This window comes from Obesumbacterium proteus (assembly GCF_001586165.1).
Lineage (GTDB): Bacteria > Pseudomonadota > Gammaproteobacteria > Enterobacterales > Enterobacteriaceae > Hafnia > Hafnia protea.
The window spans coordinates 4,014,457-4,036,227 of record NZ_CP014608.1 but is presented as its reverse complement, the minus strand read 5'-3'; the positions used below and the strand labels follow the sequence as shown (position 1 = coordinate 4,036,227).

General features: G+C 50.8%; 16 protein-coding genes and 3 pseudogenes. 10 read left to right on the top strand and 9 right to left on the bottom strand.

Features of this window, described 5'->3' with window-relative positions:
• Window positions 1-2: 2 nt before the first annotated feature.
• The 5 genes and pseudogenes from galT to modE form a co-directional block, all read right to left on the bottom strand.
• A complete protein-coding gene (gene galT / locus DSM2777_RS18895; protein ID WP_061554857.1) occupies window positions 3-1,052 on the bottom strand; it encodes a galactose-1-phosphate uridylyltransferase in 1,050 nt (349 codons plus the stop codon).
• A gap of 32 nt (window positions 1,053-1,084) precedes the next feature.
• Window positions 1,085-2,101 (bottom strand): UDP-glucose 4-epimerase GalE, encoded by a 1,017-nt coding sequence (galE, locus tag DSM2777_RS18890; protein ID WP_061554856.1) that lies wholly within the window; start codon window positions 2,099-2,101, stop codon window positions 1,085-1,087.
• A gap of 270 nt (window positions 2,102-2,371) precedes the next feature.
• Window positions 2,372-3,187, bottom strand: coding sequence for a CPBP family intramembrane glutamic endopeptidase (locus tag DSM2777_RS18885; RefSeq protein ID WP_061554855.1), 816 nt, complete (start codon window positions 3,185-3,187; stop codon window positions 2,372-2,374).
• 127 nt (window positions 3,188-3,314) lie between these two features.
• Window positions 3,315-4,782, bottom strand: a pseudogene (gene modF, locus DSM2777_RS18880) (molybdate ABC transporter ATP-binding protein ModF).
• Window positions 4,783-4,938: 156 nt separating this feature from the next.
• Window positions 4,939-5,730, bottom strand: coding sequence for a molybdenum-dependent transcriptional regulator (gene modE / locus DSM2777_RS18875; RefSeq protein WP_061554854.1), 792 nt, complete (start codon window positions 5,728-5,730; stop codon window positions 4,939-4,941).
• A 206-nt stretch (window positions 5,731-5,936) separates the two neighbouring features.
• Here modE and DSM2777_RS18870 point away from each other — a divergent pair, with 206 nt between their 5' ends.
• The 4 genes and pseudogenes from DSM2777_RS18870 to modC all read left to right on the top strand — a co-directional run bounded on the left by DSM2777_RS18870 (window position 5,937) and on the right by modC (window position 8,802).
• Complete coding sequence (locus tag DSM2777_RS18870) at window positions 5,937-6,086, top strand: AcrZ family multidrug efflux pump-associated protein (protein WP_040045565.1); 150 nt, start codon at window positions 5,937-5,939, stop codon at window positions 6,084-6,086.
• A gap of 197 nt (window positions 6,087-6,283) precedes the next feature.
• A pseudogene (gene modA, locus DSM2777_RS18865) lies at window positions 6,284-7,050 on the top strand (molybdate ABC transporter substrate-binding protein).
• Window positions 7,050-7,739 (top strand): molybdate ABC transporter permease subunit, encoded by a 690-nt coding sequence (gene modB / locus DSM2777_RS18860; RefSeq protein WP_040045492.1) that lies wholly within the window; start codon window positions 7,050-7,052, stop codon window positions 7,737-7,739. Before modA ends, modB begins: the two are co-directional and overlap by 1 nt.
• A 5-nt stretch (window positions 7,740-7,744) precedes the next feature.
• Window positions 7,745-8,802, top strand: a pseudogene (gene modC / locus DSM2777_RS18855) (molybdenum ABC transporter ATP-binding protein ModC).
• Between the two features lie 638 nt (window positions 8,803-9,440).
• Here the strand turns inward: modC and DSM2777_RS18850 are convergent.
• The 4 genes from DSM2777_RS18850 to bioA all read right to left on the bottom strand — a co-directional run bounded on the left by DSM2777_RS18850 (window position 9,441) and on the right by bioA (window position 17,043).
• Complete coding sequence (locus DSM2777_RS18850) at window positions 9,441-10,259, bottom strand: pyridoxal phosphatase (protein ID WP_046457665.1); 819 nt, start codon at window positions 10,257-10,259, stop codon at window positions 9,441-9,443.
• Between the two features lie 111 nt (window positions 10,260-10,370).
• Entirely contained in the window at window positions 10,371-13,628 is a 3,258-nt protein-coding gene (locus DSM2777_RS18845; protein WP_061554853.1) for a DEAD/DEAH box helicase, read from the bottom strand.
• 182 nt (window positions 13,629-13,810) lie between these two features.
• Window positions 13,811-15,574 (bottom strand): gamma-glutamyltransferase, encoded by a 1,764-nt coding sequence (gene ggt / locus DSM2777_RS18840; RefSeq protein WP_061554852.1) that lies wholly within the window; start codon window positions 15,572-15,574, stop codon window positions 13,811-13,813.
• Window positions 15,575-15,753: 179 nt separating this feature from the next.
• Complete coding sequence (gene bioA / locus DSM2777_RS18835; protein ID WP_082790897.1) at window positions 15,754-17,043, bottom strand: adenosylmethionine--8-amino-7-oxononanoate transaminase; 1,290 nt, start codon at window positions 17,041-17,043, stop codon at window positions 15,754-15,756.
• 106 nt (window positions 17,044-17,149) lie between these two features.
• On the opposite strand from bioA, the gene bioB reads away from it, so the two are divergent.
• The 6 genes from bioB (at window position 17,150) to DSM2777_RS18805 (ending at window position 21,744) form a co-directional block, all read left to right on the top strand.
• On the top strand, window positions 17,150-18,187 hold the full coding sequence (gene bioB, locus DSM2777_RS18830; protein WP_025797528.1) for a biotin synthase BioB: 1,038 nt from the start codon (window positions 17,150-17,152) through the stop codon (window positions 18,185-18,187).
• Window positions 18,188-18,192: 5 nt separating this feature from the next.
• Window positions 18,193-19,353, top strand: a complete 1,161-nt coding sequence (gene bioF, locus DSM2777_RS18825; RefSeq protein ID WP_061555438.1) for an 8-amino-7-oxononanoate synthase — start codon at window positions 18,193-18,195, stop codon at window positions 19,351-19,353.
• Window positions 19,328-20,095 carry a malonyl-ACP O-methyltransferase BioC gene (gene bioC, locus DSM2777_RS18820; protein ID WP_061554850.1) on the top strand — a complete coding sequence of 256 codons (768 nt, stop codon included), beginning with the start codon at window positions 19,328-19,330 and terminating at the stop codon, window positions 20,093-20,095. The genes bioF and bioC overlap by 26 nt, the downstream gene beginning before the upstream one ends.
• Window positions 20,088-20,795, top strand: a complete 708-nt coding sequence (bioD, locus tag DSM2777_RS18815) for a dethiobiotin synthase (protein ID WP_061554849.1) — start codon at window positions 20,088-20,090, stop codon at window positions 20,793-20,795. The genes bioC and bioD overlap by 8 nt, the downstream gene beginning before the upstream one ends.
• 156 nt (window positions 20,796-20,951) lie before the next feature.
• Window positions 20,952-21,197 (top strand): hypothetical protein, encoded by a 246-nt coding sequence (locus DSM2777_RS18810; RefSeq protein WP_061554848.1) that lies wholly within the window; start codon window positions 20,952-20,954, stop codon window positions 21,195-21,197.
• A gap of 16 nt (window positions 21,198-21,213) precedes the next feature.
• Entirely contained in the window at window positions 21,214-21,744 is a 531-nt protein-coding gene (locus DSM2777_RS18805) for a helix-turn-helix transcriptional regulator (RefSeq protein ID WP_061554847.1), read from the top strand.
• The last annotated feature ends 27 nt before the right edge of the window (window positions 21,745-21,771 follow it).

Genomic DNA, 21,771 nt, shown 5'->3' with positions numbered 1-21,771 from the left:
CCTTATTTGACGTTGGCTTCACGGTAATGGACGTCACTTACTGCGCGTAGACGTTCAGCGGCTTGCTCAGGCGTTAAATCGCGCTGAGTTTCGGCCAGCATTTCGTAGCCGACCATAAATTTACGCACGGTTGCAGAGCGCAACAGTGGGGGATAGAAATGTGCGTGCAACTGCCAGTGAACACAGTCAACCTCATGGAACGGTGCACCGTGCCAGCCCATAGAGTAAGGGAAAGAGCACTGGAACAGGTTGTCGTAGCGGCTGGTGAGTTTTTTCAATGCAATGGCTAAATCGGCACGCTGCTCTGCATTGAGATCGGTAATGCGCAAGATATGCGTTTTCGGCAGCAACAGCGTTTCAAAAGGCCACGCGGCCCAGTACGGAACCACGGCAATCCAATGTTCGGTTTCCACCACGGTACGGCTGCCGTCGGCCATTTCGCGCTTGGCATAGTCCAGCAGCATCGGCGTTTTATGCTGTTCGAAATAGGTTTGCTGTAGGCGATCTTCGCGCGCAGCTTCATTAGGGAGGAAACTATTAGCCCAAATTTGTCCGTGCGGATGCGGGTTAGAACAGCCCATCGCGGCGCCTTTATTTTCAAATACCTGCACCCACGGATAGGTTTTCCCAAGATCGGCGCTTTGCGTTTGCCAAGTCTTCACAATCTCTTCAAGAGCCGGTAAGGAAAGTTCGGGCAACGTTTTGCTGTGATCGGGTGAGAAACAGATAACGCGGCTGGTACCACGCGCGCTCTCACAGCGCATTAGAGGATCGTTGTTTTGCGGTGCGTCTGGGGTATCTGGCATCAGCGCCGCAAAGTCGTTAGTAAAAACATAGGTGCCGGTGTAATCGGGATTTTTATCGCCGGTAACACGCGTATTGCCCGCACACAGAAAACAGTCTGGATCATGCTGTGGCAGCGTTTGATTCGACGGCGTTTCCTGTGCACCCTGCCACGGGCGTTTGGCACGGTGCGGAGAGACCAACACCCACTGATCGGTCAATGGGTTATAACGGCGATGAGGGTGATCGACCGGATTAAATGTGGTCATTATCGGTGCTCCTTTAAATATTATTCAGGTACTTATTCGGGATAGCCCTGCGGATTCTGTGACTGCCAGCGCCAGGTGTCCTGCGCCATATCGTCCAGCGTGCGGGTGACGCGCCAGTTGAGGTCTTTGTCTGCGCGGGTTGAATCCGCCCAGTACGCGGCAAGATCGCCTGCGCGACGCGGTGCAAAGTGGTAATTCACCGGTTTGCCACAGGCTTTGCTGAAGGCGTTAACCACTTGCAGCACGCTATAACCCACGCCTGCGCCAAGGTTGTAAATATGCACGCCGGGCTTGTTCGTCATCACGTTGAGTGCGGCCAAATGCCCGTCGGCTAAATCGACGACGTGGATGTAATCACGTACGCCAGTGCCATCTTCGGTCGGATAGTCATTGCCGAAGATAGCTAGAGAATCACGGCGGCCAACGGCAACCTGAGCGATATACGGCATCAGGTTATTAGGAATGCCCTGCGGGTCTTCACCCATCAATCCAGATGGGTGAGCGCCAACCGGATTGAAATAGCGCAACAGGCTAACGCTCCATTCCGGATCGGCACGGTGCAGGTCTTCGAGGATTTGCTCAACCATCAGTTTGCTGCGGCCATAAGGGCTTGATGGGTTTCCGGTAGGGAAATCTTCAACGTAAGGAATTTTTGACTGATCGCCATACACGGTTGCGGAAGAGCTGAAAATCATATTTTTGACATTCGCTTCGCGCATTGCTTCTAGCAGCGTTAACGTACCGCTAACGTTGTTATCGTAGTATTCCAGCGGTTTTTGTACTGATTCACCGACGGCTTTTAGCCCTGCAAAGTGGATCACCGAATCAATCTGGTTTTCCGCGAAAATACGGTCAAGCAACAAGCGATCGCGAATGTCACCTTGATAAAGGGTTGGCGTGGTGCCGGTCAGGGTGTTGATGCGTTCCAAAACGCTGGCTTTGCTATTGCAAAGATTGTCTAAGATGATCGGCGTATGCCCAGCGGTGATTAACTGTACGCAGGTATGGCTGCCAATGTAACCGCTACCACCAGTAACTAAAACAATCATGATTCGCTCCTTTGGAACATTCAATGCAGTAAAGGTAGCATGAGAAAACCGTGAAAAAGGTGATCTATGCTAAATAAATGGAATCGTTTACACAACAATGCAAACGGCTTAGATTCCGATAAAGGTCTATTGTGAGGTGTGACAAAGCTGTCTGCAAGTTCAGATAAATCGAGAATGAGTGGTAACGGTTACACAGTGAAAAATATAAAAGCGTGAGCGATAAAAATAGGGCCTTCTGACGAAGACCCGTGAGGCAGACTAATTTAAGAATTACGCGTGATACATCGGGTAGGTAAAGAACAAGAGATGAATGATATTTAGCGCAAAGTGGAACAGCGTCGCTACCCATAGCCGACCGCTCCACATCCATGCTAGGCCATATATTACGCCCGCTAATCCAGCAAAAATCACCATCAGCCAACCGCCAGCAAAATGCGCTAAACCGAAAATAACCGCCGTAATCAACAGCGCGGGAAGGTGACCTAGCCAGCCGCTGAGGCGCTGCTGTAGATAGCCACGAAAGAGCGCTTCTTCTGCCAGAGAGACAAAGAACAGATTCGCGAGAGCAAATTGCCATAGCCACGCGGGCTGATGAAGTTCAATCCGCAAGCCGCCAAGCGCCACGGCGATAAGTAATAAAGCCGGAACGCTAACGCCAAGCACAACCCAATTCCACGCCGGTCGTGACTCTGCAATAGGTGCACGGAATAAGGTAGGCAGAGCAAGTAAGAGAATAAAAGGAACCAGCGCTTTGTCGAAGTTGTAGTACATCGAGAACGGCGCGCTGTGTGGACCGGCAATCACTTTGTCGAGAATTTTAGGATTATTGAAGCCGGGCACCATGTGTAGAAACAGCACGATTGCGGCCAGTACTAATAATATTTCGCTGTTGAAACCGCCTTTTTGCTGATGTTCCCAGCGATAGCGGGCTAGCCCAGCAAGCACGACAACGGCCATAAAGGCTAAAGCATTAAAATTAAGAATGCCTTGGCTGAACGCCAGCGCTGTAGCAGAAAGAAGTAAAAAAGCAGATAGCTGTCGCTGAAATGAAAGCACGGCTAAGGAAGCGGCTAGAGCACCCCACATAGATATTCCTTTGTGTTTTATATTTAAGCTTGAATGATAACACAGAGAAATTAGTTAACTGCTCTGAGAAGCGGGCTTTAAGGTAACTAAAGCCCTGTAAAAAGAGGCAAAGCAGATGAGCAGTGCGTTATAACCGATCGGTTTGGTACCGATAGGTATCGCCTTCGGCGATAAACGTCAGGCGGTGGGTTATGCACTCGGGAGCATCTTCTGCGTGATGAGAAACAAACAGCAGCTGGCTATTGCCGTCGGTCATCAGAATATCAATCCAGCGCTTAACCAGTTGGCGGTTAATAGGATCAAGCCCTTGTAATGGCTCATCTAAAATTAGCAATGCGGGGTGTTTCACTAACGCACGGGCGATCAGCGCCAAACGCTGTTGTCCCCATGAGAGATCGTGGAAAGGATGATGGCTTAGCGCCTGCATGCCCAGCATTTCCAGCCATTGGTCGGTCAGCTTTTCCTGCCTGTCGGACGTAGCTTGATAAATACCAATGGAATCTAAAAAGCCGGACAAAATGACGTTACGCAAGCTGATGCTAACGCGATATTCCAGATGCAGGTTGCTGCTCACATAGCCAATGTGTTTTTTGATATCCCAAATGGTTTCACCGCTGCCGCGACGACGGCCAAACAACGTGAGATCGTTGCTATATCCCTGCGGGTGATCGCCGGTGATCAAGCTGAGCAGCGTAGATTTACCTGCGCCGTTAGGGCCGACGATTTGCCAATGCTGTTGAGGATCGACCTGCCAATCAAGATGGTTGAGAATGGGGCGATCATTGTAGTGAACATGACCATTTTTAAGAATGATACGTGGCTGATCGTGGGGTAATTGATCCTGTTGACGAGGATCTTCAGTTTCAGGCAATCGCATATCCGCAAGGTTTTCACTGTGAGCTAGCTGCGCGACTAATGCCTGTGATAGGACATCTAGACGGTTACCCACGTGGGTGAGCTCGCATTCAGCCAGTACCCCAACATGCTCAATAAAATCAGGGATATCATCAAACCGGTTGAGTACTAAAACCGTAGTCACCCCCTGAGCGTTTAGCATTTGCAGCATCTGCGCTAATTGCGCCCGCGAGTTAACGTCTAATCCATCAAAGGGTTCGTCCAACACCAGCAAATCAGGCTGGCTCATCAGCGTTTGGCACAGCAAAGCTTTACGCGTTTCACCGGTCGAGAGGTATTTAAAGCGACGGTCGAGCAACGGCTCAATACCAAACTGAGCGGCTAATTGTTGGCAGCGTTTTGAGTCTTTTACTTCAGACTGAATAATTTCGGCGGTAGTGCTGCCGGTATCATCTTCACCTTCGCTAAGCATGTCGGTGTTATTACGCTGCCATTCGTCGCTAAGAAGCTTTTGCAATTGCTCAAACGAGAGGCGGATAGGGTGAACGAATGCCGATGTTGCTTCGCCATTAAGCTGTGGTAAGTCCTGCGTGAGCGCCCGCGCCAGCGCTGATTTTCCACTGCCGTTTGCACCGACAAATGCCCAGCTCTCGCCAGAATGAAGGGTGAGTTCGGGTAAAAAAAAGTGTTCGAGTGTCGCCGAGGCGAAAACGGGCTTGGCTAAAGCTTAATGAGGTCATACGGCACGCGGCTCCCTAAAAAGTTTTCAGCTATTAGGGATAATCAGTGCGTCGTGGAGTGTCAAGGCTAGCAGCGGGAGATTTCATACGAAAGAATGATAACGGCACTATATCCCTCCGATTAAAGAGGGAGCGCTATTTTATCAGTGTCGGCGTTTAGGCTAAGGTGGCCAAAATCACCTGATCGGCATTGAACTGCGCCGTTACCGTTTCACCTATGCTTAGCTTCAGATGAGCCATGGTTTGGTTATCAACGGTAGAACAGAGCGTAACGCCGCCGTCGAGTTGTACCAGTACTTCGCTGTTTTCGGCACCCGACTGAATGTGGCTCACTTTGCCGGTTAAGTTGTTATCTGCGGCATGAGCGAGCGCCGCGTCGGTGGTTAATTTCACCCACGGGGCTTTGATTAATACCAATACTTCTTTACCGGGAGCCAGCGCTAAACGCTCGGCGCTTTGCTCCGTGATGGCGGCGCGCAGCAAGGTTTTTCCATCGGCGAGCAGTACGCTGATGTGCTGCTGTACCTGCTGGTGGTCGCGTTCGGTGACGGTACCAAAAAACTGGTTACGGGCGCTGGTTTGTAAAGAGAAACGCGCGATCGCGGCTAGCAGGCTGTCTAGGGGAAGATCGTCTTTGTTTAGTACGTCGAACGCTTTTTGCTGGATCTGCCCAAGAAGATCGTAAAGGGCAATCAGGCGCTCGCCGTAGCGGGTGATTTTGGCACCGCCGCCGCCTTTACCGCCGGTTGCGCGATCGACCAATGACTCTTCGGAAAGCTGGTTCATCTCATTCACGGCATCCCAAGCGCTTTTGTAGCTGATCCCAGCTAGCTTCGCGCCCTGACTGATAGAACCGGTGTGGCGGACCTGTTTGAGTAATTCAATCCGACGCGGATCGGCAAACAGGCGTTGCTGGAGTTTTAGCGTCAGTAAAATTTCGGCTTGCATTAGGGTTCATCCTTCACAGGTTATGCTTTCATTTTCGCTGATAACGCCCCCAAGACGCAAACCGCATATGCGAATAACTTCAGACCGCACGTTTAGGGCGTACAATTTGCGCTAAGCTGTTTAATATATGCAGCGAGATTCTGTATTATGAGTCAGTATGAGATAGTGTGGCTGAATTGCTGCAACCAACACTGAGTGAGGCTGTTATGTTGGAATTATTAAAGAGTCTGGTATTTGCTGCAATCATGGTTCCCGTGGTTATGGCTGCCATTCTTGGCTTGATTTATGGCTTGGGAGAAGTGTTTAACATTGTCTCCGGCGTTGGTCATTCTGATGAAAAACGTTCTAATCACTAAAACGTGATATTTTTACGAAACGCCCAGCGATAATCGCTGGGCGTTTTTGTTTGAGACGCCGCAAACTTTTTCGATAAATCAAACTCACTTCATGTTTACCGATATCGCACCGATATTGTCAGTGACACTGATGTTGCTCACGTCATATAATCAAATACATAACGTATGGGCATCACATCATTTTAATGGGGTCACTGATGAAAGCATGGAATAAGTTGGTTGTAGGTACCGTTCTGGCCGTTGGCGTTAGTCAGGTTGCTATCGCACAAGAAAAAGTTACCGTATTTGCGGCGGCGTCCTTAACTAACGCACTGCAAGATATTGCCGCACAGTATGAAAAAGGAAAAGACGTAAAAGTTGTGTCTTCCTTTGCTTCCTCTTCCACGCTTGCACGCCAAATTGACCAAGGCGCTCCAGCAGACCTCTTCATCTCTGCAGACCAGCAGTGGATGGATTTCGCTATTGATAAAAAAGCGATGGTTGCTGATACCCGCATCACGCTGTTGGGCAACGAACTGGTGTTGGTCGCTTCAAAAGACAGCAAAATCGATAAAGTGAATATTGATAAAAAAACCGATTGGAAAGCATTGTTGAACGGTGGCCGTTTGGCGGTGGGCGATCCTGATCACGTTCCTGCGGGCATCTATGCGAAAGAAGCATTACAGAAATTGGGCGCGTGGGATGAGCTATCTCCACTCATGGCACGGGCTAACGATGTGCGCGCCGCGCTGGCCTTGGTTGAACGCGATGAAGCGCCTTTAGGTATTGTTTACGGCTCTGATGCTGTCGCAAGCAAAAAGTGAAAGTTGTTGGGATTTTCCCAGCGGATTCGCATAAACCTGTTGAATACCCAATGGCCATTGTGAAAGACAAACAAACGCCAGCGGTAAAAGCATTTTATGACTATCTGCGCACGCCAGAAGCCGCAGCGATCTTCACTCGTTATGGATTTACCCCGCGCTAATGTTTCTGAGTGCATATGAGTGGGAAGCGGTCGTCCTGAGCCTACAGGTTGCAGGGACGGCCGTTATCTTTAGCCTTCCAGTCGGTATTTTTACTGCGTGGGTGCTGGTGCGTTGCAATTTCCCCGGCAAGTCTCTGCTTGATAGCATTATTCATCTGCCGCTGGTTTTACCTCCGGTCGTTATTGGCTATTTGCTATTAATCGGCATGGGACGTAAGGGCGTGATTGGCGCATGGCTTTATGACTGGTTTGGTTTTAGTTTCAGTTTTAGCTGGCATGGTGCTGCGTTAGCTTCAGCGGTGGTGGCTTTTCCTCTAATGGTTCGTGCCATTCGGCTCGCGTTAGCGGCGGTTGACTCTAAACTGGAGCAGGCTGCCCGTACTCTGGGGGCAAACCCATGGCGGGTATTTTTCACCATCACGCTGCCGCTCTCGTTCCCTGGCATTCTGGCTGGAACCGTGCTGGCGTTTGCTCGTTCACTCGGTGAATTTGGCGCAACCATCACCTTTGTATCCAATATTCCTGGTGAAACCCGAACGATTCCTCTGGCGATGTATACCCTAATTGAAACGCCGGGTGCAGAAGCGGATGCTGCTCGCCTGTGTGCCATTGCGATTGTTTTATCTTTGGTTTCATTGCTGCTGTCTGAATGGCTGGCACGATGGAGCCAGAAGCGGTTGGGGGGCTAAGACGCATGCTAGAGCTTGATATACATCAGCGCCTTGGCGATTTGAATCTCGACGTTAAAGCAACGCTTCCCTCAACGGGTATCACGGCTATTTTTGGGTTATCCGGTGCGGGAAAAACTTCGCTTATTAATGTGATCGGTGGGCTGACTCGCCCGCAAAAAGGGTCTGTCGTGCTCAACGGTAGGGCATTGGTCGATACTGCGCGCCGCATTTGTTTACCGCCTGAAAAGCGCCGCATTGGCTACGTTTTTCAGGATGCGCGTTTATTTCCCCATTATCGCGTGCGTGGAAATCTGGAATATGGCATGGCTGCATCGATGCACCCGCAGTTTGACAGCATCGTTAAACTGTTGGGTATTGAGGCCCTGCTAGACCGTTTTCCATTTAGCCTGTCAGGGGGTGAAAAACAACGCGTAGCAATCGGACGTGCGTTGTTAACAGCTCCAGAAGTTTTATTAATGGACGAACCCTTAGCTTCGTTAGATGTACCGCGTAAACGTGAGCTTCTCCCGTATCTAGAGCGCTTGGCGCAAGACGTGAATATCCCCATCCTTTATGTTAGCCACAGCATGGATGAAATTTTACGTTTGGCTGAATATGTGTTGCTGCTTGACCAAGGCCAAGTCCGTGCGTTTGGCAAGCTTGAAGATGTTTGGGCGAGCAGCGCATTACGTCCTTGGCTGCAAAAGAAGAGCAGAGCAGCGTGCTCAATGTCAGCGTATTAAAGCATCATGAGCACTATGCCATGACGGCATTATCGTTGGGTGAGCAGCATATTTGGGTGGGCAAACTCGATGCTGCGCCGCATAGCCAACTGCGCATACGCATTAATGCTGCGGATGTCTCGTTAGTTTTAGAGCCTCCCGCGTCGACGAGCATTCGTAATATTTTAGCGGCGACCGTTGTAGAGTGCTTGGACGTCGACGAGCAGGTGGAAGTGAAGCTATCGGTGGGAGAGGCGATCTTATGGGCGCGAATCACCCCGTGGGCGCGTGATGAACTCAATATTCACGTGAACCAAAAGCTCTATGCGCAGATTAAAAGCGTGTCGATCAGTCGTTAATCTTCGCAAATGAATAAAACAAAAAACTCCGCCTAGTGCGGAGTTTTTTGTTTATGCGCCTAACGGTTGGTTGCCGAAGGCGAAAAATGTACGGCACGATCACCCTAACGGGAAGAGTATAGCGATAGGTTCATGCCCGTCGCAATACGCGAATAACTTAAGATAGTTGTAAATTTGGCGAAATATACAGTCGTGAGAAACTGTATATATAATCAGTATTGTTAGGGCGGCATGCCAATGTGGATGAAAGAAGATTTCTTAAGTCCTAGCTGGAACAGGTGGTGCTGACCGGTGCCTTGGCTTGGAGTATGGCACGATCGCCCTAACATGTGATCCCAGTGTGGCGATAGGCAATGTAAAGGTAAGTCATGCAGGCGTCATGCTCCTTATGCAGGGAGCAAGCGGATGAGTCTATTATCAGCAATAATTGTTGTTTTAGAGTTCATCGTCGCAGCGATGCGGCTGATTAGATTACTGCTCAATCATATTTGAGAAATGATATCTGAGAAGTGATATCAAGAGCAGCAAGCTAAAACGTAACTAAGGTGTGAGGGAATACACCTCCCTCACCCTTTAACATCGGTTGACTCGAATACGGTTGGCTCGAATAGATATCTTGCGGAGTCGGTTGAATGAAACTACAGAACTTTTTGCTTCAGGAAATCGGCAATAGATGTTTCTTCATTTCCACCGATAACGGCTTTGGCACGCGCTTTTACTTCGTCGGCGCTGTTGCCCATAGCAACACCGAGCCCGACGTTTTCTAGCATGCTGATGTCGTTGAAGTTATCGCCAAAGGCAATCACTTCAGACATATCAATGCCGCGTGACGCAACGTATTCAGCTAGTCGATTACCTTTGCTGTTGCCCGCTTGCGCAACGTCGACCTGATCGTGCCAAGACCATTCACAGGCGAGTCCCAGATCAGATTCGATACCGTCAGCGAAAGCGCGCAGTTTGGCAATATCGGTATCGGAGGTAGCGAACTTCCAGATGGCTTTAACATCGTTAGCGGCCTGCTGGAGGCTTTCAACCTGAAGTAGGGTTGGGCGCTGATTCTCAGGTAGAGATTCCGCCCAAGCATGAGAACGAATGACATGGCCACTGGTTTGCTGATACAGCATAGCGTCATCGACGTACATCAGGCCGTGGATATCAGCATCGTTTAGGCGTTCTAACACTTGATGAGCTTGCTCTGCGGTCAACGGGTTTGATGCCAGCACGCTGCGCGCCTGATAGTCATAGAGATAGGTGCCATTGCAGCAAATCGCCGGGGTATTGAGGTTAAGTGCCTGATAGAAAGGATGAATGGCAATATGATGGCGACCGGTAACGATCATCACTTCTAAACCTGCTTTGCGTGCCAAATCTAGCGCAGCCAGCGACTCAGGAAGTATCTGTTTACGACTGGTTAGCAGGGTGCCGTCCAGATCAAGCGCAATCATGCGGTAGCTCATAAGCATTCCTTTAATAGGTAAGATAAAATCGTTTAATAATTAAGGATAAATGTTACACCTCAACGCTGATTTGAAAAATGAAAAACTGTTCGTGCGGCTTACCGCACGGCTTCAATTTATCGGCTCAAATAGCGCACTAAGATCGTCAGCCGAGAACTTCGTCGTACCACTGGTGTCCTCAGACAAAATGCTGTCAGCCAGCGCGGCTTTTTTATCCTGTAGCGCCACGATTTTCTCTTCAATGCTGCCAGCGGCAATCAGTTTGTAAACGAACACCGGTTTGTCTTGCCCCATTCGGTGCGCACGGTCGGTCGCCTGATTTTCAGCCGCGGGATTCCACCACGGATCGTAATGGATCACCGTATCCGCCGCAGTCAGATTTAACCCAACGCCACCAGCTTTTAAGCTGATTAAAAACAGGGGAACTTCGCCCCGCTGAAAACGTTGGACTGGCGCATGCCGATCCGCCGTCGAACCGGTCAACGTGACGTAGGCAATGCCGGCTTTATCCAATGCCTGCGAGATTAAATCCAACATGCCGGTGAACTGGGAGAACAGAAGGATACGGCGACCTTCATCGATCATCTCAGGCAGGAGTTCGAGCAGCAGTTCAAGCTTGGCTGATTCTTTCACCAATGCCGCTTTTTCTAAATTGACCAAACGAGGATCGCAACAAACTTGGCGCAGTTTTAGCAATGCGTCTAAAACGATAATATGGCTGCGCGCCATACCTTGAGAATCAATCGCGGTGCGAACTTTTTCCTGCATCGCGGTGCGTACCGTTTCATACAGATCGCGCTGTGAGCCCTTTAGTTCAACGGTACGAAGCAGCGTGGTTTTTGGTGGTAGCTCGGTAGCGACGTCGTCTTTACGGCGACGCAGCATGAATGGGCGGATGCGTCGCACCAGCAAGTCACGACGCACGGCATCACCGTCTCTTTCGATAGGCACGCGCCAGCGCTGGTTAAACTCTTTTTGGCTGCCGAGAAAGCCGGGGAGCAAAAAGTCGAATAACGACCAAATTTCACCCAGATGATTTTCCAGCGGCGTGCCGGTTAAGCATAAACGATGACGTGCATTGAGATCGCGTAATGCGGTGGCTGCACGCGTTGTCGCATTTTTAACGCACTGTGCCTCATCAAGGATCAACAGGTGGTAATCATGTTGGGTGAGGTCCTTCTGATCTCGCCACAGCAGAGAATAGGTGGTCAAGATCAGATCGCACTGTTCGATGCGATCAAAATGATCTTTTCGCTGCGGCCCGCTGAGAACCAGCACATTAAGATCGGGGGTAAAGCGGGCGGCTTCTTCGCGCCAGTTGTGTACTAAGGTCGTGGGCACCACGATAAGCGCAGGGCGGTCGAGCCTGCCTGACTCTTTTTCTAGCAGGATATGCGCCAGCGTTTGCACCGTTTTGCCCAGCCCCATATCGTCGGCCAGTACGCCTGAGATATTTTGTTCGCGTAGAAACTGCATCCAGCTCAGGCCTTGATGCTGATAGCCACGCAGCGTTGCCTGAAGGCCAACCGGAACCGGCACCAGCTGTAATCCCGGCCCATCCTGTAAACGCTGAGCCAAAGCCTGAATAGAGGTTTCTCCGTGGAACTGCCAGCGTCCTGTATCACTTAAAGCGGCCAAACGGCCAGCATCAAGCGCGGAAACCTTCAGCGTTTCTTTGCCATGACCTAATTGTGCGAATAGGTCGACAAGCACGCGGACGACCGGTTTGAGGCGATTGGCCGCAATACGTAAACGCTCGCCTTGCTCGGTGCTAAGAATAATGCCTTCATCATCGTCGATAGTTTCCAGCTCGCCGTCTAACCAGCGACGATCGCGGCGAAACAGGTCAGCCAATAACGGCTCGAGTCGAACGGTACGGTCGCCGACTAAAATACCCATTTCAACGTCAAACCAACCTTCGTCGCCTGACTGGATGCTGCCGCTAATATCGTTAATTTCAATAATATTGAAGTTAGAATCATGGGTCATCACGATACGCCAGCCTTTGTTTTGCAACGTAGGAAGCGTATGGCTGACAAACGAAGGCCAACTTTCAGGGTTTGGCAGACCGTAAATGGTATCTGGTAATGAAGGCGGTCGAGTTTTGTCGCTTAGCGTGATGAGTTCTAGGCCGCAATTTTTGAGCTCTTTGGCGCGTTGTTTTTCAATATCGCTACGTCGCTGAATTTGAATCACATTGCCGTTGTCAGCGGGGAATAGCGTGGTGTCCTGTTTAGGATCAACGCTAATCCCATCGTAATCGAAGGAAAACGTTGCAAAGTCGAGAGGCCAATTACGATAGCCATAGTTGCCAAAACCGCCCATATAGACGTTTTGGGTATCAAGCTGCAAAACGGGAACGGGCTCGACGTCAATAACGCGAAGTTCTGAAGAACTCATACTCGGCGGCAAAGGCAACTCGGGCGCGACTTCGCCCAGTACCGCAGCCACTAACGGCGCTTCACTCAGTGAAATCGGGGGCATGGACAAAAACTCATCCAACTGAGCAAAGGCGTGATTGAGCTCAACGGTGCCCGCTTCACCGCTTTGTGTATCGATATACCACGGCGGCGTGGTGGGCAACACCCATGATGCCTGAGGCTGAACCTGCAATATGGGCCGCAGACGATGATCGGGCAGGCGCTGCCACTGAACTTCACCCGGACGTTGCTCGCCCAAATATAAAGGCTCATTGGAATCAATCACAAAGAACCGGCCCGTGGCCATCATTTTGCGGATCAGCTCTGCGCCGCTGGTACCCTGTAGTTCAAACGCCATCATGCCGTTGCGCGGTCGTTCGATCCACAGTTCGCGCAGGATTTGAAAATCTTCAGGCGTAACGAATTTCGGCGGCTTAACCAGCGCGGGCTCAATATTGTTCCACTGTTGATCGATACTGCGGACGATGCCGTCTTTATCTAACTTTGCTTTGAATAGCCGAATTTCATGGTGCTGTCGGTGTTCTGACCATGCCAAGACATAGGCTAAGGTTTGGGTGGGTTTTTTAGCCGCAATAGAAGTTGTCTGTTGAGCGCGAAAAGCCTCTAGCCAACGTAGTAACTCAGGCCGCGCACCGGTGGCAGTGGGTTCTTGCTCTTCGAGGCCCGCTAAAAGAACGGCGGCAACGTGTTTACAGTTAAAGCCCACGGGGCACGAGCATTCGCCCTCAATGCGTAACTGGTTTTGTTTATCGTGGAAGTAGATAACCACTGCGTAGGGGCGTTTTTCGGTTCCCTGTACCTTGGCCGTGAGCATATTGCCCTGCCAGTGGAGTTGCGAAACGGCTCGCGAATAATCTCGCGCCTTGGCCAAGGTCGCATGACCTAACCAATGAGCAACCTGAGTTCGGTCATAGGAAACTGACGGCATTATCTTGATCTCTTCTTCATCGTTTGAAAGGAAAATGACAGCACATAGACGTTGAGAAGTTTTCACCCAATGATGCAGCTGCGCGCACCCGCGTGAAAAAAGAAAGGGTATTCTAACAGATAAACGGCCACAAAGGGGGATGCCCCTAGTCTCTAGGGGCGGAAGTAGGCTCGATTTGCTAATCAGTAACCAACGGCAGAACCCGAAGGGCGTCGAACATCGTTAGCGCCGTAGATAAATCCTTCGCGCACTTTCCCTGATACCGCCGAGTCATTGCCCGAACTCTCTGAGCTAACACCGGCCGCGCCCGGTAGACCGACCATAATCAGTTCAGCGGCCCCCCAAGGCGTTTGCTCAACCAGTTTATAGCCACGATCCTGTAACAGTCTTTGGGTGTCTGCCGAGAGGCCGCGCTGTTCGAAGTAAACTTCATCCGGCAGCCACTGGTGATGAATTCGAGGGGCATCGACGGCTTCTTGCGGTGCCATGCCGTGATCGATAATGTTCAACACCGTTTGCAATGTGATGGTGATAATTCGCGATCCCCCCGGAGAGCCAACAACCATAAAGACTTTGCCATCTTTGGTCACCAACGTTGGCGTCATGGATGACAGAGGGCGTTTACCCGGTGCGATAGCGTTGGTTGCACCTTGCACTAAGCCATACATATTTTGTTCACCCACTTTAACGGTGAAATCATCCATCTCATCGTTGAGGAAAAATCCGGTGCCGGGCGCAATCACGACGGAGCCAAAACGTCCGTTGATGGTATAGGTGGTGGAAACTGCATTACCGCTGTGGTCAACGATAGAATAGTGCGTGGTTTCTGGCTTTTCATGTGGTTCCATGCCCGGCTGAACGCGGCTCGAAGGCGTGGCGATTTCAGGCTGAATCTGCTTACGAATTTCAGCGGCGTACTCTTTGCTGAGCAGTTTTTCCGTAGGGTTCTTCACAAATGCCGGATCGCCTAAGAACGTATTGCGATCCATATAGGCATGGCGCATTGCTTCCGTCATGGTATGAATAGTTTGTGCAGAATTAAAGCCAGATGCCTTGAGGTCGTACCCTTCCAGAACGTTGAGAATTTCGCAAAGCGTGACGCCACCGGAGCTTGGCGGTGGTGCAGAGACAAATTCATAGCCGCGATAAGAGCAGGTAATCGGCGCAGTTTCTGCTATACGGAAATCGGCGAAGTCTTTGGCCGTTAGGATCCCGCCCCCTTTTTTCGCCGCAGCTTCAACGGCCTGAGGGATTTTACCTTGATAGAAAGCATCGGGACCGTTCTGGGCAATAGACTCAAGGGTGTTGGCCAGATCGGTTTGAATCAGCCGATCGCCGGGCTGAAGGGGATCGCCGTTTGGACGTAAAAAGATACGTGCGGCTTCGGGATCGTCACGAAACTTAGCAATGGTGGTATCCAAAATATCGGTATCGCCACGATTGAGAATAAAGCCTTCGCGAGCCAGCTTGATTGCTGGTTCCATCACCTGCTGGCGTGTCAGTTTGCCATATTTACGCTGTGCGGTATCGAGCCCTAAAACTGTTCCCGGAACACCTGCGGCAAGATAACCATAGAGGCTGGCACCTTTCTTCACGTTTCCTTTTTCATCGAGATACATATTGGCGCTGGCGGCGGCCGGCGCCGTTTCACGGAAGTTAATGAAAGTATCTTCACCGTTAGCCAAATGTATGGTCATAAAACCGCCGCCGCCGATATTACCGCAGCAAGGGTTAACCACCGCCTGCGCGTAGCCAACGGCGACAGCAGCATCAATGGCGTTGCCTCCTAATTTGAGGATATCAACCCCAACCTGAGAGGCCAGATGCTGAGAGCTAACAACCATGCCGTTTTTTGCCTCAACAGCGGGCATTGATGCGGCGTTAGCGCTCTGTAATAGGGCGAGAGAAAGCGCTGACGCCATCAGCGCAAGTGGCCATTTCTTCATCTAAAACTCCTGTCTAATTCGATTATTAGTGCGTATTCACACTCATAGGTGTGAATTATCGTTATGGCGCTTATTATTTAAGCAAAAACGAGACCACCTAAAGGTGATCTCGCTAATAAGCGTAGACAGGAAATAGAGATTCGAACTTGCAAGTTTACCGCTAAGTCTTTTTTATCAAGCTATTCCAGAAAGTGTTCGGCTTGATCTAAGGCAGTGGATACGGCTTGAGTGAGCTTGGTGAGCTGTTTGGCAGAAATAATATAAGGCGGCATTAGATAAATTAACTTACCGAAAGGACGCACCCAAACCCCTTGTTCGACGAAATAGCGCTGTAAGTTAGCCATATTCACCGCTTTATGCGTTTCAACAACGCCGATAGCCCCTAAGACGCGAGCCTGCTTTACCTGAGGGTGATCGTTAAGCGGTAATAGCTCTTGCTGTAGCTGGTGTTCTATCGCCGCGACCTGCGTTTTCCACTCTCCGCTGGCAAGAATATCCAAACTGGCCACCGCCGTGGCGCAGGCGAGTGGGTTACCCATAAAGGTAGGGCCATGCATGAAGCATCCCGCTTCGCCGTTACTGATGGTTTCTGCCACATTTCGCGTGGCGATGGTGGCAGATAAGGTCATATAGCCACCGGTAATGGCTTTGCCTAAACATAAAATATCTGGCGTGATCCCCGCGTGTTCGCAGGCAAAAAGCTTGCCGGTACGGCCAAATCCCGTCGCGATTTCATCGGCGATGAGCAAGATCCCATGACGCTCGCAGGCGGCGCGAACGAGCTTCAGATAACGGGGATGATAGAAACGCATGCCTCCAGCGCCTTGAACGATAGGCTCCAGAATAACCGCCGCGATCTCCTGATGATGCGCCGACAGCAAGCGGGCAAAAGGCACAAAGTCCATTTCATTCCACTCATCGCCAAATGCACACTGTGGCGCGGGGGCAAACAGATGCTCAGGAAGGTAGCCCTGATACAAACTGTGCATGGAGTTTTTCGGATCGCATACCGACATGGCGCCGAAGGTATCACCGTGATAGCCGTTGCTTAGGGTTAGAAAACGCTGACGTTTCTCCCCGCGAGTATGCCAGTACTGCAATGCCATTTTCATCGCCACTTCCACGGCAACGGAACCGGAATCCGCGAGGAAAACGCACTCCAGCGCTTCAGGCGTGATATCCACCAAACGCTGGCATAGCGCAACGGCGGAAGGATGAGTGATCCCGCCAAACATCACGTGTGACATGGCTGAAAGTTGCTGAGTCACGGCGTGGTTCAGCGCGGGATGATTGTATCCGTGAATCGCGGCCCACCACGAAGACATGCCGTCGACCAACTGACGTCCGTCCTCCAAATGCAGTTCGCAACCGTGCGCCGAAGTTACGGGATAACAGGGCAATGGCTGGGTCATAGACGTGTACGGATGCCAGATGTGGCGGCGGTCGAACTCGATATCAGATGGGGTCATAATAAGTATTAGTAAACTAAAATTGTGATCATTTGGTTGACAGTGTACCGCTTTTTTCTAAACTGACGACACTTTTTCCCCTCAAATTGAATAGGGAGTTGCCATCATGGCAGATCGTCATCACTGGACATTAGAGCAAGCCCAAGCTCTGTTTGCAAAGCCGTTCCTCGAGTTAATGTTTGAGGCTCAGCAGGTTCATCGCCAACATTTTGACCCGCGTCAGGTGCAGGTAAGCACGTTGCTTTCGATTAAAACCGGTGCTTGCCCCGAAGACTGCAAATACTGTCCACAAAGCTCGCGTTATAAAACGGGTTTAGAAACTGAAAAGCTGATGGAAGTGCAGCAGGTTCTGGATTCTGCGCGACAGGCCAAAGCCGCTGGCTCCACACGATTCTGTATGGGCGCGGCATGGAAAAACCCGCACGATCGCGATATGCCTTACCTTGAGCAAATGGTGCAGGGCGTCAAAGACATGGGGATGGAAACCTGTATGACGCTCGGAACGCTATCCGACCAACAGGCTAACCGTTTAGCCAATGCGGGGCTGGATTATTACAACCACAACCTCGACACCTCGCCAGAGTTTTACGGCAGTATCATCACGACCCGCAGCTATCAGGAGCGTTTGGATACGCTGGAAAAAGTGCGCGATGCTGGTATTAAAGTTTGTTCAGGTGGCATTGTTGGGCTTGGTGAAACTGTACGGGATAGAGCCGGTCTGCTCACTCAGCTCGCGAATTTGCCTAAAGCACCGGAAAGCGTGCCGATTAATATGTTGGTGAAGGTCAAAGGAACGCCGTTAGCGGATAACGACGATGTCGATGCTTTTGATTTTATTCGTACTATTGCCGTGGCACGTATCATGATGCCAACGTCTTACGTGCGTCTTTCCGCTGGTCGTGAGCAAATGAATGAGCAAACTCAGGCCATGTGCTTTATGGCGGGAGCGAACTCTATTTTCTACGGTTGTAAGCTGCTTACCACGCCGAATCCGGGTGAAGATAAAGATGTTCAGCTGTTCCGCAAACTGGGGCTGAATCCGCAGCTGACTGAAACTGAGCACGGTGATAATCAGCAACAGCAGCACCTCACCGAACAATTGCTGCATGCCGATACTGAGCAGTTTTATAACGCCGCCGTGTAATCATGATGAATTTTCAACAGCATATCGAGAATGCGCTGGCTGAGCGTCGCTCAGCCGGAGCCTATCGTTCGCGGATTGTGAGTGAGGCGGGCAGCGGGCGTGAGATCCTCGTGAATGGGCGGTCATATCTCAATTTCTCGTCTAACGACTATCTTGGCCTAAGCCGCGATAAATCGGTCATCGACGCGTGGCAACAAGGCGCTGAACGCTACGGCGTAGGCAGTGCGGGCTCTGGGCATGTGACGGGTTACACCACCGCGCATGCAGAGTTAGAACAACAGCTCGAAGGATGGTTAGGCTATCCACGTGCCTTGTTGTTTATTTCAGGCTATGCGGCCAATCAGGCCGTAATTGCTGCGCTGATGCAAAAAGGTGACAGCATCTTAGCCGATAAGCTCAGCCACGCATCACTAATGGAAGCTTCTATTCAATCCCCAGCGACGCTGCGACGTTTTCAACATAACCAGCCAGGTTCCCTTCAAAAGCTCTTAAACAGCGATAGGGAAGGGCGAGCGCTGGTGGTGACTGAGGGCGTGTTCAGCATGGACGGCGATAGTGCGCCGCTGGCGGATCTGCATCAACAAAGTCAACGTGCCGGAGCTTGGCTGATGGTGGATGATGCGCACGGCATTGGCGTGTGTGGCGATCAGGGGCGCGGCACCTGCGACGCACAGAAAGTGAAGCCTGAATTGCTGGTGGTGACATTTGGCAAAGCCTTTGGGCTCAGCGGTGCCGCCGTTTTATGTTCTGAATCCGTGGCTGAATACTTCATTCAGTTTGCGCGTCATCTAATTTACAGCACCAGCATGCCTCCCGCTCAGGCCTGTGCGCTTACGGCTGCGCTGCGCCGAGTACGTGAAGGTGATGAGCTACGTAACCAACTTAACCAGAACGTCGTGCAGCTTCGTCAAGGGTTAAACGATTTAGGCTTAACGCTGATGGAATCAAGCTCTGCGATTCAACCCGTGATTATCGGAGAGAATCAGGCCGCGCTGGATTTAGCTCAGCAGCTGCGTGAGCAGGGGATTTGGGTCAGCGCTATTCGTCCGCCAACGGTTCCCCCCGGAACCGCACGTCTACGTATTACCCTCAGCGCAGCGCACAGCGAGCAGGATATAAACCATTTATTGGAGGCGCTGCATGTTACCGCACACACTTTGCGTTAATAAATCTGCGGTGGCCGCGGCGTTTAGCCGCGCAGCGGATAGTTACGATGCCGTTGCTGGTTTTCAGCGGCGGTGCGGCGAAAAGCTTTTCGCTCAGCTCGATAACCTATCGGGCTTGACGGTGTTGGATGCGGGCTGCGGTACCGGCGTTTTTAGCCGTCAATTCCGCCGAGCAGGTTCACACGTGATCTCTCTCGATTTGGCTGCAGGGATGCTTGAGAAATCGCGCGCTTTGGACAGTGCCGAGGAGTATCTACTCGCGGATATCGAACATATTCCGTTACCTGATAACAGCGTCGATCTCTGCTTTAGCAATCTGGCTATTCAGTGGTGTGGTTCACTAGGTTCTGCATTGGCTGAGATGTGTCGTGTCGTTAAGCCAGGGGGAAAAGTGGTGTTTTCAACGTTGGCACAAGGCTCGCTGACTGAGTTAGCTCAAGCTTGGCAGCAAGTGGACGGCCAAACGCACATTAACCAGTTCTTAGACTTTGACGCAATCAAACTGGCCTGTGAGCCGTTTGCACATGATTTGCAGCTAATCCATGAGACTGAATTTTATCCCGATGTCATCACTCTCATGAAGTCGCTCAAAGGCATTGGTGCTACGCACTTACACCAAGGTCGAGACGCAGGGCTAACCAGTCGTGGACGTTTTGCGCAACTAGCCCGCGTCTATCCTCAACAGGCCGAAGGTTTGCCTTTAAGCTATCAGTTAGTCATCGGAGTTTTGCACTGTGAATGAAAAGACATATGAGCAGCCTTGTTTAAACGAGGCATGGTTTGTTACCGGAACCGACACTGAAGTGGGAAAAACGGTCGTCAGTAGCGCGCTGTTGGAAGCTGCGACTCTGCGTGGGAAAGATACGGTTGGGTATAAACCTGTCGCTTCTGGCAGTGAATGGCGTGAGGGAAAACTGCGAAACACCGATGCGCTTGCTTTGCAGGCTGCCTCTTCAATCTCCGTCGGCTACGAAGAAGTGAACCCGTATACCTTTGAAGAGCCTACGTCACCCCACATTATTAGCGCTGATGAAAACCGACCTATCGAATTTGACGTGATGTCGCAGGGGCTGCTAGCGCTGCGCAAAAAGTCGAATTGGACGTTGGTGGAGGGCGCGGGAGGATGGTTCACGCCGCTCAGTGAGACAACGTCTTTTGCGCAATGGGTGGTTCGAGAACAGCTTCCCGTGATACTCGTTGTAGGAGTGAAACTCGGGTGTATCAACCACGCCTTGCTAACGGCTCAGGCCGTTGCGCAATCTGGATTAAGGCTGGGCGGATGGGTGGCTAACTGTGTGGTAGAGCCAGGAAAACGTCACGCTGAATATATGGCAACCCTCATGCGATTATTACCAGCGCCATGCCTGGGGGAAATCCCGCATATCCCGCACGCCGATGCGAAAGCGCTTGCCGCATATTTGGATCTCTCTTCCCTGAATTAATGTAATACAACGCTACGCAAAACTATTTTGCGTAGCGGATTCCAGTCTTCTTCATTCCCTCTGTTGGTCTGTTTTTATCCCGTGTATGTTGCTCTGACTTAAATAAAGGTTGTCACTTGACAACTTTATGGTGTTTTTTTAAGCTTGGAGCAGAAAATGAGCAGAGCGACTCATCCAAAAAAGGAAATTGAGCTGGCGCTTAACTTCGTTGAGTTGAAGGGGTGGCGTATCGAAGTGGGCGGCAGCCATGCGTGGGGGAAAATGTATTGTCCTTATCCGCAGGAAAAGTGCCGTTGTGGTGAGTTTTGCATTACGTGCATTTGGTCTACGCCAAAGAATGCAGAAAACCATGCGCGTCAGTTAAAAAAAATCGTTGAGCATTGCGCTCATCATGCCAAGTAACGACTGAGGAAAAAACATGAAGGATTATGAATTTACGCTCATTTTTTCTTTGCCAGATCAGAATGATGAACCATCAAACTACCTTGAGGCATTAGGCGCGGCAGGTTGCACCGATGCCACCATCGGCGTGGGGATTGCTGGCCGTATTGCCATGAATTTTTGCCGCACCGCCGAGGATGCTAATGAGGCGATATCGACGGCCATTCAAGATGTATTGAGCGTTATGCCACATGCCGTGCTGTGCGAGGCTGCGCCTGATTTTGTTGGACTAACCGATATTGCCGAGCGTTTGGGTTTTTCTCGCCAAAATATGCGCAAATTAATGGAGCAGGGAGGGAATAGTTTCCCCGCACCTCTGCATCAGGGGAAAACGTCCATCTGGCATCTGGCCAGCGTTCTGACATGGTTAAGAGATGTTAAAAACTACAGTATAGACTCCCGATTGTTAGAGCTGGCAGCGGTCAATATGCAGTGCAATTTATATCGTGCCATTAACGAAGCGGATAGTGGTTCTCAGAGAGAGATTTCAGGCTGGCTAAGAAAATAACGGCTGAGAACACTGCAACCAAAAACG

Coding starts and splice junctions, on each gene's coding strand:
- galT (WP_061554857.1), bottom strand. CDS start 1,052: ATGACCACATTTAATCCGGTCGATCACCCTCATCGCCGTTATAACCCA.
- galE (WP_061554856.1), bottom strand. CDS start 2,101: ATGATTGTTTTAGTTACTGGTGGTAGCGGTTACATTGGCAGCCATACC.
- DSM2777_RS18885 (WP_061554855.1), bottom strand. CDS start 3,187: ATGTGGGGTGCTCTAGCCGCTTCCTTAGCCGTGCTTTCATTTCAGCGA.
- modE (WP_061554854.1), bottom strand. CDS start 5,730: ATGCAAGCCGAAATTTTACTGACGCTAAAACTCCAGCAACGCCTGTTT.
- DSM2777_RS18870 (WP_040045565.1), top strand. CDS start 5,937: ATGTTGGAATTATTAAAGAGTCTGGTATTTGCTGCAATCATGGTTCCC.
- modB (WP_040045492.1), top strand. CDS start 7,050: ATGTTTCTGAGTGCATATGAGTGGGAAGCGGTCGTCCTGAGCCTACAG.
- DSM2777_RS18850 (WP_046457665.1), bottom strand. CDS start 10,259: ATGAGCTACCGCATGATTGCGCTTGATCTGGACGGCACCCTGCTAACC.
- DSM2777_RS18845 (WP_061554853.1), bottom strand. CDS start 13,628: ATGCCGTCAGTTTCCTATGACCGAACTCAGGTTGCTCATTGGTTAGGT.
- ggt (WP_061554852.1), bottom strand. CDS start 15,574: ATGAAGAAATGGCCACTTGCGCTGATGGCGTCAGCGCTTTCTCTCGCC.
- bioA (WP_082790897.1), bottom strand. CDS start 17,043: ATGACCCCATCTGATATCGAGTTCGACCGCCGCCACATCTGGCATCCG.
- bioB (WP_025797528.1), top strand. CDS start 17,150: ATGGCAGATCGTCATCACTGGACATTAGAGCAAGCCCAAGCTCTGTTT.
- bioF (WP_061555438.1), top strand. CDS start 18,193: ATGAATTTTCAACAGCATATCGAGAATGCGCTGGCTGAGCGTCGCTCA.
- bioC (WP_061554850.1), top strand. CDS start 19,328: ATGTTACCGCACACACTTTGCGTTAATAAATCTGCGGTGGCCGCGGCG.
- DSM2777_RS18810 (WP_061554848.1), top strand. CDS start 20,952: ATGAGCAGAGCGACTCATCCAAAAAAGGAAATTGAGCTGGCGCTTAAC.
- DSM2777_RS18805 (WP_061554847.1), top strand. CDS start 21,214: ATGAAGGATTATGAATTTACGCTCATTTTTTCTTTGCCAGATCAGAAT.